The organism is Kribbella sp. NPDC043289 (assembly GCF_056436705.1).
On record NZ_JBWKCB010000014.1, the window covers coordinates 18,779 to 35,704 of the forward strand.

Below are 16,926 nucleotides of genomic sequence, written 5' to 3' on the forward strand. Positions count from 1 at the left end.
GTCGGCCCTGATGGACACCCTGGTCAAGAAGCCGCTGAACTCGCTCGACCGTCTCGGTGAGCAGCTCGCCTTCTACATCAAGGCGCTGGCCTGGTCCGGCAAGTCGATCACCCGGTACCGCAAGGAGATCTTCCGGCTGCTCGCCGAGGTGACGCTCGGCACCGGCGCTCTCGCGGTGATCGGCGGCACGGTCGGCGTGATCACGTTCCTGGCGTTCTTCACCGGCACCGAGGTCGGCCTGCAGGGGTACTCGGCGCTGAACCAGATCGGTACGTCGGCGTTCGCGGGCTTCGTGTCGGCGTACATCAACACCCGGGAGATCGGCCCGCTGATCGCCGGGATCGCGCTGGCCGCGACGGTCGGCTGCGGGTTCACCGCGCAGCTCGGCGCGATGCGGATCAGCGAGGAGATCGACGCCCTCGAGGTGATGGCGATCCCGTCGCTGCCGTTCCTGGTCACCACCCGGATCATCGCGGGCCTGATCGCCGTCATCCCGCTGTACGTCGTGGGTCTGCTCGCCTCGTACTTCGCGACAAGACTCACCGTCACCACGTTCTACGGGCAGAGTACGGGCACGTACGACCATTACTTCCACCTGTTCCTGCCACCCGGAGACGTGCTCTGGTCGTTCGGCAAGGTGCTGGTGTTCTCGGTGCTCGTCATCCTTGTGCACTGCTACCACGGCTACCACGCGACCGGCGGTCCGGCCGGTGTCGGCGTCGCCGTCGGCCGCGCGGTGCGGACGTCGATCGTCGTGATCAACGTCGTCGACCTGCTGCTGTCGATGGCCATCTGGGGCACGACGACCACAGTGAGGTTGGCCGGATGACCAAGCTGATCTCGCACAAGGTGCTCGGTGTCGCGTTCATCGGCGTACTGGTCTTCCTGCTCTGGCTGACGTACGCGTTCTACGCGAAGGTCTTCACCAAGACCGTGAACGTCGAGCTGAAGACGAGTCACATCGGTCTGCAGCTCAACGAGCACGCGGACGTGAAGCTGCGCGGCATCATCGTCGGCGAGGTCCGCGGGGTCTCCACGGACGGCGACGAGGCCACCGTCGACCTGGCGCTCAAGCCGGACCAGGTGGCCGAGATCTCCAGCGCGGTCAGTGCCCGGATCCTGCCGAAGACACTGTTCGGCGAGAAGTACGTCGCCCTCGTGCCACCGACCGGCGTGGAGAGTGTCGGCGGCCGGCACATCAAAGCCGGTGACGTGATCAGCCGTGACAAGACCGCGGTCGGTATCGAGATCGAGAAGGTGCTGAACGACGCGCTGCCGCTGCTCCAGGCGGTCGACCCGGCCGACCTGAACGCCACGCTGAACACCCTCGCGACCGCGCTCGAGGGCCGCGGCGCCGAGATCGCCGGCACCCTGACGCAGCTCGACGGATACCTGAAGAAGTTGAACCCGAGCGTCCCGAAGCTGATGGACGCGCTGGCCAAGCTCACCCAGGTCGCGAACCTGTACGGCGACGCGACGCCCGACCTGGTCCGGGCCCTGCGCAACCTCACGATCACCGGCAACACCGTGGTGGAGAAGCAACTGCAGCTGCAGCAGTTCTTCGTCGACGTGCAGAACCTGTCGACCACCGGGAACGCGTTCCTGAAGGAGAACGAGGACCGCGTGATCCGGCTCGGCCAGGTCAGCCGTCCGGTGCTCGACCTGCTCGAGCGGTACTCGCCGGAGGTGCCGTGCTTCCTCCAGGTGATGACCGACACCGCCCCGATCCTGAACGACACGTTCCGCGACGGCCGGCTGAACATCAACCTCGAGCTGATCACCAACCAGCCGACCCCCTACGAGCCGAACGAGAAACCGGTGTACGCCGATCATCGCGGCCCGACCTGTGTCGGCAAGAACTACAGCCATCCCGGTTCGAAGCCAGGCCCGTACACGCAGGAGAACCCGGCGCCGTACATCACCGGTGACGACGGCGTGATCGGCGACCACAACAAGAACCAGCGCTTCCCGGTCAACCTGACACTCAACCGCGCCATGCCGGGATTCGCGATGGACACCCAGGGCGTCGGTACGCCGGCCGAACAGAAGGTCATCGACTCGGTCGTCGGCCCCGAGATGGGCGTCGCGCCGAGCGACGTACCGGACCTGACCACCCTGATGGTCGGCCCTTTGCTACGCGGCGGGCAGGTGAACATGAAGTGAGCTTCTTCGACCGGAAGACCACGTTCGACACCGTGCGGCTCGGGATCTTCGTGGTGGTGACGACGATCGCGACCGCGTTGCTGGCGGTGACGATCGGGAACATCAGCTTCAATCCGACGACGAAGTACCGCGCGGTGTTCACCGACGCGGTCGGGCTGAACCAGGGTGACGACATCCGGATCGCCGGCGTGAAGGTCGGGCAGGTCGACAAGATCCAGCTGCACCAGGACAAGCTGGCGATGGTGACGTTCAGCGTCGACTCCGATCAGGTGGTCGACACCTCGACGCACGCGACGCTGCGCTACCGCAACCTGGTCGGCAACCGGTACATCGCGCTGACCGACGGGGTCGGTGGCGGCGACCGGCTGAAGAAGAACGCGATCATCCCGAAGGAACGGACGACGCCGGCGCTGGACCTGTCGGTGCTGTTCAACGGGTTCAAGCCGCTGTTCACCGCGCTCACCCCGGCCGACGTGAACCAGTTCGCGTTCGAGGTGATCAAGGTGCTGCAGGGTGAGGGCGGCACGATCGAGTCGCTGCTCGCCAAGACCGCGTCGCTGACTACCACGCTGGCCGACGCCGACCAGGTGATCGGTGACCTGATCACCAACCTGACGTCGACGCTGCAGATCGTCTCCCAGCGGCAGCAGAACTTCTCGCAGCTGCTGGTGAACCTGCAGCAGTTCATCACCGGGCTGAGTCAGGACATCAACCCGATCCTCAGTTCGCTGACCTCGATCAATTCGCTGAACACCAAGACCGCCGGCCTGTTGCAGCAGACCCGGGTGCCGATCAAGGCGGACCTGAACCAGCTGCGGACGGTCGCGAGCACCCTCGACGACACCCAGTCGATCTGGGTGAAGACGCTGCAGTTCATGCCGGAGAAGCTCAACAACATGACCCGCACCGCGTCGTACGGCTCGTGGTTCAACTTCTACCTGTGCAACTTCGACGGCAACGTCACGCTGCCCACCGGCACCCGCGTCCCAGTCGCGTACGACCTGAACTCCGCGAGGTGCAAGAAGTGAAGCCCTTCCGCGAACAGAACCAGGTCACGATCGGTGTCGTCGGGCTGACGGTGATCGGCCTGATCATGCTGGCCGCCTTCAAGGCGCAGGACCTGCCGCTGATCGGCGGCGGGACGAAGTACTCCGCGCAGTTCTCCGAGGCCGGCGGCCTGAAGGCGAACGACGAGATCCGGGTCGCCGGGGTCCGGGTCGGCAAGGTCCGCGACGTCGAACTCGAAGGCACCCACGTCCGGGTCGACTTCGTCGTCGACAAGGGCGTGAAGCTCGGCGACCAGACCGGCGCCGAGATGAAGATCAAGACACTGCTCGGCCAGAAGTACCTGAAGCTGAACCCGGCCGGTGAGGGTCAGCTCAAGGCGGGCTCCGAGATCCCGCTGGCGCGGACGGTGTCGGCGTACGACGTCGTGGACGCCTTCTCCGATCTGGCCAACACCACCGAGCGGATCAACACCGCCCAGCTCGCGAAGGCCCTGGACACGTTGTCGGCCACGTTCAAGAACACGCCGGAAGAGGTGCAGGCCTCGCTGACCGGTCTGTCCCGGCTGTCGCGGAACGTGGCCAAGCGCGACGAGCAGCTCAAGCTGCTGCTCCAGCATTCGAACGTGGTCACCAAGGTCCTCGCCGATCGCAACCAGCAGCTGGTCAAGCTGATGAAGGACGGGAACTCGGTCTTCCAGGCCGTGCAGGCGCGGCGGGCGCTGATCCACCAGCTGCTGGTGTCGACGCAGAAGCTGTCCGCGCAGATCACCGCGCTGGTCCGCGAGAACCGCAAGGACCTCGGGCCCACGCTGCAGAAGGTCAACGCGGTCCTCGCCGTACTGCTGAAGAACCAGAACTCCCTGGACGCGAGCATCAAGGGGTTGGCGCCGTTCGTGCGGGTCTTCACCAACACGCTCGGCACCGGGCCGTGGTTCGACACCTACCTGCAGAACCTGGCGCCCGTCCCGGAGATCCCGCTGCCCAGTGTGCTGCCGTCCGGGCTGCCGCCGATCCTCGGAGGTGGCGGCTGATGCGGGTCAACGGACTGTCCCGGCTGATCGCGATCGCCGTGGTCCTGGTGATCGTCGCCGTCGGTGCCGTGTCGCTGTGGCCGAAACCCGAGCGGGTGACGGCGACGGCGTACTTCCCGCGGGCTGTGTCGGTGTACCCCGGGTCGGATGTCCGCATCCTCGGGATCAAGGTCGGTGAGGTCGAGAGCGTCACTCCGGCCGGCCGTAGCGTCCGGGTGAAATTCTGGTGGGAGGCGAAGCACAAGGTGCCGGCCACCGCGAAGGCGGTGATCGCGTCGCCGTCGATCGTCGCTGACCGGTACGTGCAGCTCACCCCGGCGTACTCCAAGGGCGCGGTGATGGCCGATGGCGCGGAGATCCCGCTGGACCGGACCGCCGTACCGCTGGAGCTCGACCAGATCTACCAGAGCCTGAACGACCTCTCGGTGGCGCTCGGTCCGAAGGGCGCGAACGACCAGGGTGCGTTGGCGCGGCTGCTGGACGTGTCGGCGAAGAACCTGAACGGCCAGGGCGCCAAGCTGAACCAGACGATCACCGACGTGTCGAAGCTGACCAGCACGCTGTCGGGCAACTCGTCGGCGCTGTTCAACACGATCCGGCAGCTGCAGACGTTCGTGTCCGCGCTGGCCGCGAACGACCAGCTGGTGCGGCAGTTCAACACGAACTTCGCCAAGACGTCGACGACGCTGGCCGGTGAGCGCCAGGACCTCGGCGCCGCGCTGTCGCTGCTCGCGACCGCGCTCGGCGAGGTCGCGACGTTCGTCAAGGACAACCGGACGCTGGTGAAGGGCACGGTCTCCCAGGCGACCGCGCTGTCGCAGATCCTGGTCAAGGAGAAGGCCGCGATCGCGGAGGTGCTCGACACCGCGCCGCTCGGTCTCGGCAACCTCGCGCGGATCTACAACCCGCAGTTCGGCACGCTGGACCAGCGGATCAACCCCGGCCAGCTCGACGACCCCGCGACCTTCGTGTGCTCGCTGCTGCTACAGGCGGGCCAGTCGAAGTCCCTGTGCTCGACCCTGAAGCCGGTGCTCGACGCGCTCGCCAAGCTGCCGCTGATCCAACAGCTGACCGGCACGGCGCCGGCCAGCGGCGGCCCTGCCGGTACGCCGTGGGCGCCGGCACCGCAGGCCCCGAAGGCACCGTTGAACAGTCCCGACCCGGTCGACCCGACGCTCGGAGGGCTGGTCAAGTGAGCAGACGCCGTACGTCGTTCGTCGCGGGAGTCGCCGCGATGGCCATGCTGTTGAGCGGATGTGATTTCAGCGTCTACTCGCTGCCGTTGCCCGGTGGCGCGAAGATCAAGGGACCGTCGTACACGGTCACCGTCGAGTTCGCCGACGTCCTGGACCTGGTGCCGAAGTCGACGGTGAAGGTCGACGACGTCACCGTCGGCACGGTCGAGAAGGTCTGGCTGGACGGGTACGTCGCGAAGGTGCGGATCCGGCTGCCGAAGAGTCTCGCGCTGCCGGACAACACGCATGCGACCATCCGGCAGACCAGCCTGCTCGGCGAGAAGTTCGTGTCGCTGTCGCGGCCGACCGGCTCGGAGCAGCCGCGCGGCAAGCTGGACAACGGCGAGCTGATCCCGCTGTCCCGGACCACCAGCAACGTCGAGGTCGAAGAGGTCCTGTCGGCGCTCTCCCTGCTGCTGAACGGCGGCGGCGTGGCGCAGCTGCAGATCATCACCCAGGAGCTGAACAAGGCCCTCACCGGCAACGAGCCGGCGATCCGCAGCGTGCTGACCCAGCTGAACACGTTCGTCGGAACGCTGGACCAGAACAAGGCGCGGATCATCACCGCGATCACCGCGGTCGACGCGCTGGCGAAGAAGCTGAACGCGCAGAAGGCGACGCTGGCGACCGCGATCGACTCGCTTCCGAAGTCGATCAAGACGCTCGACCAGCAGCGGGCCGCGCTCGTGAAGACGCTGCAGGCACTGGCCACGCTGGGCAACACCGCGACCCGGGTGATCACCTCGGCGCAGAAGGACCTGGTCGCCAACCTGCAGTCGCTGTACCCGATCCTGAACAAGCTCGCCGAGGCGGGGGAGAACCTGCCGAAGTCGCTCGAGCTGCTGTTCACGTACCCGTTCCCGGACCAGGCCGCCAAGGCCGCGAAGGGTGACTACACGAACCTCGGGATCACGCTGGACGTGAACACCCAGAAGGCGCTCAAGGGTCTGCTCGGGCTGACACTCCCGACGGTCGGCCCGTCGGCGATCCCGACCGGCCGGATCAGCCTGCCGCTGCATCTGCCGACCAGCCCGGGCAAGGGCAGTGTGGTGCCGTCGCTGCCGGTCCCGACCGGGACCACGACGACCTGCATCACGCTGCTCGGGCTGCCGGTCTGCACTGCGCAGCTGCGGCGTTCCGGGTTCGATCCCGACCTTGCGCGGGCCTTGATGCCGGGGGCGGTCGGATGATCACCAGAGCAGTCCGGATCCAGCTGATGGTGTTCCTGCTGATCACCGTCGTCGGCGTCGCGTTCGTCGGTGCGAAGTACGCCCAGATCGACAAGCTGGTGGTCGACACCGACTACACGGTGAGCGCCAGCTTCGCCGAGTCCGGCGGCATCTTCTCCGGTGCCGAGGTGACGTACCGCGGTAAGCCGGTCGGCCGGGTCGGGGATCTGAAGCTGCTGTCCGACGGCGTCGACGTGAACCTCAAGATCGACAAGAAGTACAAGATCCCGAACGACCTGATCGCGGTGGTCGCGAACCGGTCCGCGATCGGCGAGCAGTACGTCGATCTGCAGCCGCGGCGCGACGGAGCGCCGTACCTGCAGAACCACTCGAAGATCGACCGCAAGGACACCGCGATCCCGATCGACACCACCGAGCTGCTGCTGAACCTCGACCAGCTGGTGAACTCGGTCGACAAGAACAGCCTGCGGGTCACGGTGCGCGAGCTCGGTGCCGCCCTGAAGGGCAAGGGCACCGACCTGCAGAAGATCATCGACAGCTCCGGTCAGCTGATCGACACCGCGGACGCGAACGTGCTGCAGACGATCAAGCTGATCAACGACGGCGACACCGTGCTCGCCACCCAGGTGGCCAGCGGCGACGCGATCAAGACCTGGGCGAAGAACCTCGCGCTGCTGTCCGACACCCTGGTCAGCTCGGACGCGAACCTGCGCAAGGTGATCGACCAGGGCTCGCTGGCCTCCACCCAGGTCACCGGCCTGATCCAGGACAACCGTGCGGACATCGCGGTGCTGCTCGGTAACCTGCTGACGGTGAGCGAGCTGACCGCGGTCCGGCTGGACGCCGTCGAACAGCTGCTGGTGGTCTACCCGGCGGTGTCGATGGGCGGGTACGTCGTCCCCGCGAAGAACGCCGACGGGCACTACGACGCGCACTTCGGGCTGGTGCTCGGCATCAGCCCGCCCGCCTGCCGGCCCGGGTACGGCGGGACGGACAAGCGGGTCCCGCAGGACACCCAGCCCACCCCGGCGAACTCCAAGGCCGGCTGTACGGCGAACCCGTCGACCGGGATCAACGTGCGTGGCTCGCAGAACAAGCCGTCCCCGTCGTCGCGCGACCTGAACCGCACCGGGTACGGGATCGGCTACGACCAGACCACCGGCGCCGCGGGTGGTACCGGGGGGATGCCGGAGATGGTCCTCGGATCGACCGGCGGACAGCAGGAGTTGCTCGGCAGCGACTCCTGGAAGGCTCTGATTCTCGGACCGGTGACCGGCAAGTGACTGCACGCAACGGCCGGCTGGTGCTGGCGTGGGCGCTCAGCGTCCTGCTCCTGGTGGCACTCGCCGGGCTGACCCTGTCCGTGGTGGCCCTGGGCCGCCAGCGGGCCGCCGACGCGCAGCGGGACGGCGCGATGAAGTCCGCGCGACAGCTCGCGCTGGACTTCACGACGTACGACTACCAGACCTGGGACGCGGACTCGCAGCGGGTGGTGGACGACTCGACGGGTCAGTTCAAACAGGAGTTCCAGGCCGGGCTCGACGCGGTGAAGACCGACGTCGCGACGAACAAGGCGACCTCCAAGGGCGACGTGAAGGAGGCCGCGGTGGTCTCGAACGACAAGGACTCCGCGCAGGTGCTGGTGATCGTGAACGCGGTGGTCACCAACACCGCCTCGACCGATGGTGTCGAGCGCCGGTACCGGATCAAGCTGGACATGGTCCGGGAGAAGGACAGGTGGCTGACGGCCGACCTGCAGGTGGTGGGCTGATGGCGGACCGTCGTAATCGCCCCCGGATCGCCGGCCAACGCCGTACGGCGGCCGCGACCCCCACCGTCGACGAGACCCTCACCGTCGACGAGACCCTCACCGACGACGAGACCTCGATCGTCGACGAGTCACCCGCCGACGAGACGCAGGTCGACGACACGCGGGTCGATGAGACCCCGGTCGCCGAAACGAAGGTGGCGGAAACCGGGTCCGCCGGGGTGGCGGACGATGTGACCCCAGCCACAACCGACCCCTCGAAGGACCCGGTCGAGGCGCCGACCAAGGCCTCCGTGACTACGGAAGGTAAGCGTGGCCTCGGGACTCTGCTGACCGCCGGCCTCGCCGTGGTCGTGGTCCTGACGCTGACCGTCGCCGCGGTGCTCGGGATCAAGGCGTGGCACGGCAAGCAGGCCGAGGACGCCCGGGACCAGGCCGCCGCGGCCGGCCGCAAGGCGGCCGAGACCGCGCTCAGCTACGACTACCGTGACCTGGACAAAAGCTTCGCCGCGGCCCGGGCGACGATGACCCCGGACTTCGCCGCGAAGTTCGACGAGACCGCCAAGGTGGCCGGCCAGCTGGCGACCAAGACCAAGGCCACCGTGAAGGCCGACGTCCGTGAGGTCGGGGTCCGCGACGGCGACGCCGACCGGGTCACGCTGATCATCTTCGTCAACCAGACCACGACCAGCACGATCACGCAGGGTAAGCCCCGCGTGGACCTGAACCGGACCCGGTTCACGATGGTCCGAAACGGCGACCGATGGCTGGTCCAGGAGATCGCCGGACTGTAATCTCTTCCTAACTCCGCACCGAGGGGCGCCGGACGTCTCGTGGGTGATCTACCCACTGGAGATCCCGGGTCGGTCCTTGACGGAGAGGGTGGTCCGACGGCAGACTATCGGACCCCATTGGACAGGCTTGCCTGGATCGTGTAGCCTACTTCTTTGCGCTGCCTTTTCTCTCGCCCTCGCTCGGGTCTCCGACTTGACTGGGGCGGCTTGGTGTGCGCTCCCAGCACCGAAGTGATTTTTTGCGAGCCCGTGGAAGGACGCCCCTTGGTCGCCTCGCGCAACCCCCAGTCCGACAGCATTTCCAACGTCTCCGGCCCCCGCCGCATTTCCTTCGCGAAGATCTCCGAACCGCTCCAGGTTCCGGATCTGCTCGCCCTGCAGGTGGACAGTTTCGACTGGCTGGTCGGTAACGAAACGTGGCAGGCCCGCGTGGCCGCCGCTGAGGCCGAGGGGCGGTCGGACCTGTCCGGCCCCAGCGGCCTGGAAGAGATTTTCGAGGAGATCTCCCCGATCGAGGACTTCAGCGGCACCATGTCGCTGTCGTTCCGCGACCACCGCTTCGAGCCTCCGAAGAACACGGTGGACGAGTGCAAGGAGCGGGACGTCACCTACTCCGCGCCGCTGTTCGTCACCGCCGAGTTCATGAACAACGAGACCGGCGAGATCAAGAGCCAGACCGTCTTCATGGGTGACTTCCCGCTGATGACGCGCAAGGGCACCTTCGTGATCAACGGTACCGAGCGCGTCGTCGTGTCGCAGCTCGTCCGGTCGCCCGGCGTGTACTTCGAGCGCACCCCGGACAAGACCTCGGACAAGGACATCTTCACCGCCAAGATCATCCCGTCGCGCGGTGCGTGGCTGGAGTTCGAGGTGGACAAGCGTGACATGGTCGGCGTCCGCCTCGACCGCAAGCGCAAGCAGAACGTCACCGTCCTGCTGAAGGCGCTCGGCTGGACCGACGCCCAGATCCTGGAGGAGTTCGGCGACTACGAGTCGATCCGGCTCACCCTGGAGAAGGACCACACGTCCGGCCAGGACGACGCGCTGCTGGACATCTACCGCAAGCTGCGTCCGGGCGAGCCGCCGACCCGCGAGGCCGCGCAGGCGCTGCTGGAGAACTACTACTTCAACGGCAAGCGCTACGACCTGGCCAAGGTCGGCCGCTACAAGATCAACAAGAAGCTCGGCCGGGACGAGGCGCACGACCAGGCGGTGCTGACCGTCGACGACATCGTCGCCACGATCAAGTACCTGGTCGCGCTGCACGAGGGCAAGACCGAGCTGCCGGCTCCGCGCGGCGAGATCGTCGTCGAAGAGGACGACATCGACCACTTCGGTAACCGTCGCCTGCGCACCGTGGGTGAACTGATCCAGAACCAGCTCCGCACCGGCCTGGCCCGGATGGAGCGCGTGGTCCGGGAGCGGATGACGACCCAGGACGTCGAGGCGATCACGCCGCAGACCCTGATCAACATCCGTCCGGTGGTCGCGGCGCTGAAGGAGTTCTTCGGTACGTCGCAGCTGTCGCAGTTCATGGACCAGACCAACCCGGTCGCGGGTCTGACCCACAAGCGCCGTCTGAACGCGCTCGGCCCGGGTGGTCTGAGCCGTGAGCGGGCCGGGTTCGAGGTCCGTGACGTGCACCCGTCGCACTACGGCCGGATGTGCCCGATCGAGACGCCGGAAGGCCCGAACATCGGTCTGATCGGCTCGCTCGCGTCGTACGGCCGGGTGAACGCGTTCGGTTTCGTCGAGACGCCGTACCGCAAGGTCGTTGAGGGCCAGGTGACCACCCAGGTGGACTACCTGACCGCGGACGAGGAGGACCGGTTCGTCATCGCGCAGGCGAACGCCGCGCTGTCCGACGACAACCGGTTCGCCGAGGAGCGGGTGCTGGTCCGCCGGCGCCACGGTGAGGTCGAGCTGGTCCCGGTCGACGACGTCGACTACATGGACGTCTCGCCGCGCCAGATGGTGTCGGTCGCGACCGCGCTGATCCCGTTCCTGGAGCACGACGACGCCAACCGTGCGCTGATGGGTTCGAACATGCAGCGCCAGGCGGTGCCGCTGATCACCTCGGACGCCCCGCTGGTCGGTACCGGCATGGAGTTCCGCGGTGCGGTCGACGCCGGCGACGTGGTCGTGTCCGACAAGGCGGGTGTGGTCAAGGAGGTCTCGGCCGACCTGATCGAGATCGCCGCCGACGACGGCACGTACCAGACCTACCGGATGGCGAAGTTCCGCCGCTCGAACCAGGGCACCTGCCTCAACCAGCGTCCGCTGGTCGACGCCGGGCAGCGGGTCGAGATCGGGACGCCGCTGGCCGACGGTCCGTGCACCGACGAGGGCGAGATGGCCCTCGGCCGGAACATGCTCGTCGCGTTCATGACGTGGGAGGGCTACAACTACGAGGACGCGATCATCCTCAGCCAGCGCGTCGTGCAGCAGGACCTGCTGACCTCGATCCACATCGAGGAGCACGAGGTCGACGCCCGCGACACCAAGCTGGGGCCGGAGGAGATCACCCGGGACATCCCGAACGTCTCCGACGAGATGCTGTCCGACCTGGACGAGCGCGGCATCATCCGGATCGGCGCCGAGGTCACCACCGGTGACATCCTGGTCGGCAAGGTCACCCCGAAGGGCGAGACCGAGCTGACCCCGGAGGAGCGGCTGCTGCGCGCGATCTTCGGTGAGAAGGCGCGCGAGGTGCGCGACACCTCGCTGAAGGTGCCGCACGGCGAGGAGGGCACCGTCATCGGTGTCCGGGTCTTCGACCGCGACAACGGCGACGAGCTGCCGCCGGGCGTCAACCAGCTGGTCCGGGTGTACGTGGCCCAGAAGCGGAAGATCTCGGTCGGCGACAAGCTGGCCGGCCGGCACGGTAACAAGGGCGTCATCTCGAAGATCCTGCCGGTCGAGGACATGCCGTTCCTCGAGGACGGCACCCACGTCGACGTGATTCTGAACCCGCTGGGCGTGCCCGGCCGGATGAACGTCGGCCAGGTGCTGGAGACCCACCTCGGCTGGATCGCCAGCCGCGGCTGGGAAGTCGACCCGGAGAACGAGGAAGAGTGGGCGCAGCGGCTGATCAAGATCGGCGCCGGTGCGGCCGAGCCGATGACGAACGTCGCGACCCCGGTCTTCGACGGCGCCACCGAGGACGAGGTCACCGGCCTGCTGTCCTCGACGCTGCCGAACCGCGACGGTGTCCGGATGGTCAACGGTCAGGGCAAGGCCCGGCTGTTCGACGGCCGTTCGGGTGAGCCGTTCCCGGACCCGATCGGCGTCGGTTACATGTACATCCTGAAGCTGCACCACCTGGTCGACGACAAGATCCACGCGCGTTCGACCGGTCCGTACTCGATGATCACGCAGCAGCCGCTGGGTGGTAAGGCGCAGTTCGGTGGACAGCGGTTCGGCGAGATGGAGGTGTGGGCCCTGGAGGCCTACGGTGCCGCCTTCGCGCTGCAGGAACTGCTGACCATCAAGTCCGACGATGTCGTCGGGCGGGTCAAGGTGTACGAGGCGATCGTCAAGGGCGAGAACATCCCCGAGCCGGGTATCCCGGAGTCGTTCAAGGTTCTGGTCAAGGAAATGCAGTCCCTCTGCCTCAATGTCGAGGTGCTCTCGTCCGACGGAAGCCGGGTCGAGATGCGCGACAGCGAGGAGGACGTCTTCCGGGCGGCGGAGGAACTGGGAATCGACCTGTCCCGGCGTGAGCCGAACAGCGTCGAGGAGGTCTGAGCGGGTTGCCGCTTGACATCAACAACCAACTCACTCAGACCACTTTTAGCAACGGGAGATAACACATCGTGCTCGACGTGAACTTCTTCGACGAGCTTCGGATCGGCCTGGCCACTGCGGACGAGATCCGCCAGTGGTCGCACGGCGAGGTCAAGAAGCCGGAGACGATCAACTACCGGACGCTCAAGCCCGAGCGTGACGGTCTGTTCTGCGAGAAGATCTTCGGTCCCACCCGGGACTGGGAGTGCTACTGCGGTAAGTACAAGCGCGTTCGCTTCAAGGGCATCATCTGCGAGCGGTGTGGCGTCGAGGTCACCCGCTCCAAGGTGCGCCGCGAGCGGATGGGCCACATCGAGCTGGCCGCGCCGGTCACCCACATCTGGTACTTCAAGGGTGTCCCGTCGCGCCTCGGCTACCTGCTCGACCTCGCCCCGAAGGACCTGGAGAAGGTCATCTACTTCGCGGCGTACATGATCACCGACGTCGACGACGAGTCGCGGCACCGCGACCTGTCGTCGCTCGAGGGTCGTGTCGACGTCGAGCGCAAGCAGCTCGAGAACCGTCGTGACAACGACATCGAGACGCGGATGAAGAAGCTCGAGGAGGACCTGGCGCAGCTCGAGGCCGAGGGCGCCAAGGCCGACGTCCGCCGCAAGGTCAAGGAAGGCGCCGAGCGTGAGGTCAAGCAGCTGCGCGACCGTGCGCAGCGCGAGATCGACCGCCTCGACGAGGTCTGGACCCGGTTCAAGAACCTGAAGGTCCAGGACCTGGAGGGCGACGAGATCCTCTACCGCGCCATGAAGGAGCGGTTCGGCAAGTACTTCGAGGGCGCCATGGGTGCCGCCGCGATCCAGCGCCGGCTGGAGACCTTCGACCTGAAGGCCGAGGCGGACAACCTGCGCGAGACGATCAAGACCGGTAAGGGGCAGCGCAAGACCCGCGCCCTGAAGCGGCTGAAGGTCGTCACCGCGTTCCTGGCCACCAACAACAGCCCGATGGGCATGGTCCTGGACTGCGTCCCGGTGATCCCGCCGGACCTGCGCCCGATGGTGCAGCTCGACGGTGGCCGGTTCGCCACCTCGGACCTGAACGACCTGTACCGCCGGGTGATCAACCGGAACAACCGGCTCAAGCGGCTGCTCGACCTGGGCGCGCCGGAGATCATCGTCAACAACGAGAAGCGGATGCTCCAGGAGGCCGTCGACGCGCTGTTCGACAACGGCCGCCGTGGTCGTCCGGTCACCGGCCCGGGCAACCGGCCGCTGAAGTCGCTGTCCGACATGCTCAAGGGCAAGCAGGGTCGTTTCCGTCAGAACCTGCTCGGCAAGCGCGTCGACTACTCGGGCCGTTCGGTCATCGTGGTCGGCCCGCAGCTGAAGCTGCACCAGTGCGGTCTGCCGAAGGCGATGGCGCTGGAGCTGTTCAAGCCGTTCGTGATGAAGCGGCTGGTCGACCTCAACCACGCGCAGAACATCAAGTCCGCCAAGCGGATGGTCGAGCGTCAGCGCGCCCAGGTCTGGGACGTGCTGGAAGAGGTCATCACCGAGCACCCGGTGCTGCTGAACCGTGCGCCTACGCTGCACCGGCTCGGCATCCAGGCGTTCGAGCCGCAGCTGATCGAGGGCAAGGCGATCCAGATCCACCCGCTCGTCTGCTCCGCGTTCAACGCGGACTTCGACGGTGACCAGATGGCGGTGCACCTGCCGCTGTCGGCCGAGGCGCAGGCCGAGGCCCGGATCCTGATGCTGTCGACGAACAACATCCTGAAGCCGGCCGACGGACGTCCCGTCACGATGCCGACGCAGGACATGATCATCGGCATCTACTTCCTGACGATGCTCAAGGAAGGCGCCAAGGGCGAGGGCCGGGCGTTCAGCTCGGTGGCCGAGGCCACGATGGCCTTCGACCGCAACGAGTTGTCGCTGCAGGCCAAGATCGCGATCCGGCTGAGCGGCTCGGCCGCGCCGGCGGGCTCGATCGACCTGGGTGACGGCGGGTTCGCGCTGGAGACCACGCTGGGCCGCGCACTGTTCAACGAGGCGCTCCCGACGGACTACGCGTTCGTCGACGCCGAGGTGGGCAAGAAGCAGCTCGGTGGGATCGTCAACGACCTGGCCGAGCGGTACACCAAGGTCGAGGTGGCGCACGCGCTGGACGCGCTGAAGGACCTCGGCTACTACTGGTCCACCCGGTCCGGTGTCACGGTGTCCATCGACGACTTCAGCACGCCGCCGTCGAAGCCCGAGATCATGGCCCGGTACGAGTCCCAGGCCGAGAAGGTCCAGAAGCAGTTCGAGCGGGGTCTGATCACCTCGTCCGAGCGGCGTCAGGAGCTGATCGAGATCTGGACCGGCGCCAACGCCGAGGTCGGTAAGGCGATGGAGGAGAACTTCGCCAAGGACAACCCGATCTGGATGATGGTGCACTCCGGTGCCCGAGGCAACATGATGCAGATCCGGCAGATCTCCGGTATGCGTGGTCTGGTGGCCAACCCGAAGGGCGAGATCATCGCCCGGCCGATCAAGTCCAACTTCCGTGAGGGCCTGTCGGTGGTCGAGTACTTCATCGCCACCCACGGTGCGCGGAAGGGTCTGGCCGACACCGCGCTGCGGACCGCCGACTCGGGGTACCTGACCCGGCGTCTGGTGGACGTGTCGCAGGACGTCATCATCCGCGAGGAGGACTGCGGCACCGAGCGGGGCCTGCCGAAGCAGATCGGAGAGAAGGACCCGTCCGGCAAGGTCGTGCACGCCGAGAACGTGGAGACCAGCGCCTACGCGCGGACCCTGGCCACCGACGCCCTGGACGCCGACGGCAACGTCGTGCTCGCCGGCGGCGCCGACCTGGGCGACGTGTCGATCTCGAAGCTGGTCGCGGCCGGCATCGAGTCGGTGAAGGTCCGGTCGGTGCTCACCTGTGACGCCAAGACCGGTACCTGCGCGAAGTGCTACGGGCGTTCGCTGGCGACCGGCAAGCCGGTCGACATCGGCGAGGCGGTCGGCATCATCGCGGCGCAGTCCATCGGTGAGCCGGGCACGCAGCTGACGATGCGTACCTTCCACACCGGTGGTGTCGCGGGTGATGACATCACCCACGGTCTGCCGCGTGTGGTCGAGCTCTTCGAGGCCCGCCAGCCCAAGGGCAAGGCGCCGATCTCGGAGGCCGCGGGCCGGATCTCGATCGAGGACACCGACAAGACCCGGAAGCTGGTGCTCACCCCGGACGACGGTTCCGAGGAGGTCGCCTACCCGGTGTCGAAGCGTGGCCGCCTGCTGATCGAAGAGGGTCAGCACGTCGAGGTCGGTCAGCAGTTGACGCAGGGTACGCCGGACCCGCAGGAGGTTCTGCGGATCCTGGGTGTCCGCAAGGCGCAGGAGCACCTGGTGGACGAGGTCCAGGAGGTGTACCGGTCGCAGGGTGTGGCCATCCACGACAAGCACATCGAGATCATCGTCCGGCAGATGCTGCGCCGGGTCACGGTGATCGAGTCCGGCGAGGCGAACCTGCTGCCGGGTGAGCTCGCGGACCGGATCATGTTCGAGGCGGAGAACCGTCGCGTCGTGGCCGAGGGCGGTACGCCGGCTTCGGGCCGTCCGGTGCTGATGGGTATCACCAAGGCCTCGCTGGCGACCGAGTCGTGGCTGTCGGCCGCCTCCTTCCAGGAGACGACCCGCGTCCTCACCGAGGCCGCGATCCACGGCAAGTCCGACTCGCTGGTCGGTCTGAAGGAGAACGTCATCATCGGCAAGCTGATCCCGGCCGGTACGGGCATGGACCGTTACCGCAACATCCGGGTGGAGCCCACCGAGGAGGCGAAGGCCGCGATGTACTCGATGGTCGGCTACGAGTCGTACGACTACGACTTCGGCCCGTCCACCGGTCAGTCGGTCCCGCTCGACGACTTCGACCTCGGTTCCTACCAGAACTGAGCACCCCGCCGAGGGCGGTACTTCCCAGCTGGGAGGTGCCGCCCTCGCGGCATTTCCGGGCC

Annotated in this window: 11 protein-coding genes; all 11 read left to right on the forward strand. The window is 66.9% G+C overall.

Annotated features, from left to right (window positions below):
• Positions 1-10: 10 nt before the first annotated feature.
• Complete coding sequence (locus AC0662_RS41005; protein ID WP_452201432.1) at positions 11-829, forward strand: MlaE family ABC transporter permease; 819 nt, start codon at positions 11-13, stop codon at positions 827-829.
• Entirely contained in the window at positions 826-2,163 is a 1,338-nt protein-coding gene (locus AC0662_RS41010) for an MCE family protein (RefSeq protein ID WP_478307425.1), read from the forward strand. Before AC0662_RS41005 ends, AC0662_RS41010 begins: the two co-directional genes overlap by 4 nt.
• Positions 2,160-3,191, forward strand: coding sequence for an MCE family protein (locus AC0662_RS41015; RefSeq protein ID WP_452201393.1), 1,032 nt, complete (start codon positions 2,160-2,162; stop codon positions 3,189-3,191). The genes AC0662_RS41010 and AC0662_RS41015 overlap by 4 nt, the downstream gene beginning before the upstream one ends.
• Positions 3,188-4,201: an MCE family protein gene (locus AC0662_RS41020; protein ID WP_478307427.1), complete on the forward strand. Its 1,014-nt coding sequence runs from the start codon at positions 3,188-3,190 to the stop codon at positions 4,199-4,201. The genes AC0662_RS41015 and AC0662_RS41020 overlap by 4 nt, the downstream gene beginning before the upstream one ends.
• A complete protein-coding gene (locus AC0662_RS41025; RefSeq protein WP_478307429.1) occupies positions 4,201-5,397 on the forward strand; it encodes an MCE family protein in 1,197 nt (398 codons plus the stop codon). The genes AC0662_RS41020 and AC0662_RS41025 overlap by 1 nt, the downstream gene beginning before the upstream one ends.
• A complete protein-coding gene (locus tag AC0662_RS41030; protein WP_478307431.1) occupies positions 5,394-6,626 on the forward strand; it encodes an MCE family protein in 1,233 nt (410 codons plus the stop codon). The genes AC0662_RS41025 and AC0662_RS41030 overlap by 4 nt, the downstream gene beginning before the upstream one ends.
• Entirely contained in the window at positions 6,623-7,909 is a 1,287-nt protein-coding gene (locus AC0662_RS41035; protein WP_452201385.1) for an MCE family protein, read from the forward strand. The genes AC0662_RS41030 and AC0662_RS41035 overlap by 4 nt, the downstream gene beginning before the upstream one ends.
• Positions 7,906-8,397, forward strand: a complete 492-nt coding sequence (locus tag AC0662_RS41040; protein WP_478307433.1) for a hypothetical protein — start codon at positions 7,906-7,908, stop codon at positions 8,395-8,397. The genes AC0662_RS41035 and AC0662_RS41040 overlap by 4 nt, the downstream gene beginning before the upstream one ends.
• Positions 8,364-9,188, forward strand: a complete 825-nt coding sequence (locus AC0662_RS41045; protein WP_478307435.1) for a hypothetical protein — start codon at positions 8,364-8,366, stop codon at positions 9,186-9,188. Before AC0662_RS41040 ends, AC0662_RS41045 begins: the two co-directional genes overlap by 34 nt.
• 264 nt (positions 9,189-9,452) lie before the next feature.
• Positions 9,453-12,935, forward strand: a complete 3,483-nt coding sequence (gene rpoB, locus AC0662_RS41050) for a DNA-directed RNA polymerase subunit beta (protein WP_452201380.1) — start codon at positions 9,453-9,455, stop codon at positions 12,933-12,935.
• A gap of 68 nt (positions 12,936-13,003) precedes the next feature.
• Positions 13,004-16,864 carry a DNA-directed RNA polymerase subunit beta' gene (locus tag AC0662_RS41055; RefSeq protein ID WP_452201378.1) on the forward strand — a complete coding sequence of 1,287 codons (3,861 nt, stop codon included), beginning with the start codon at positions 13,004-13,006 and terminating at the stop codon, positions 16,862-16,864.
• Positions 16,865-16,926 lie beyond the last annotated feature (62 nt).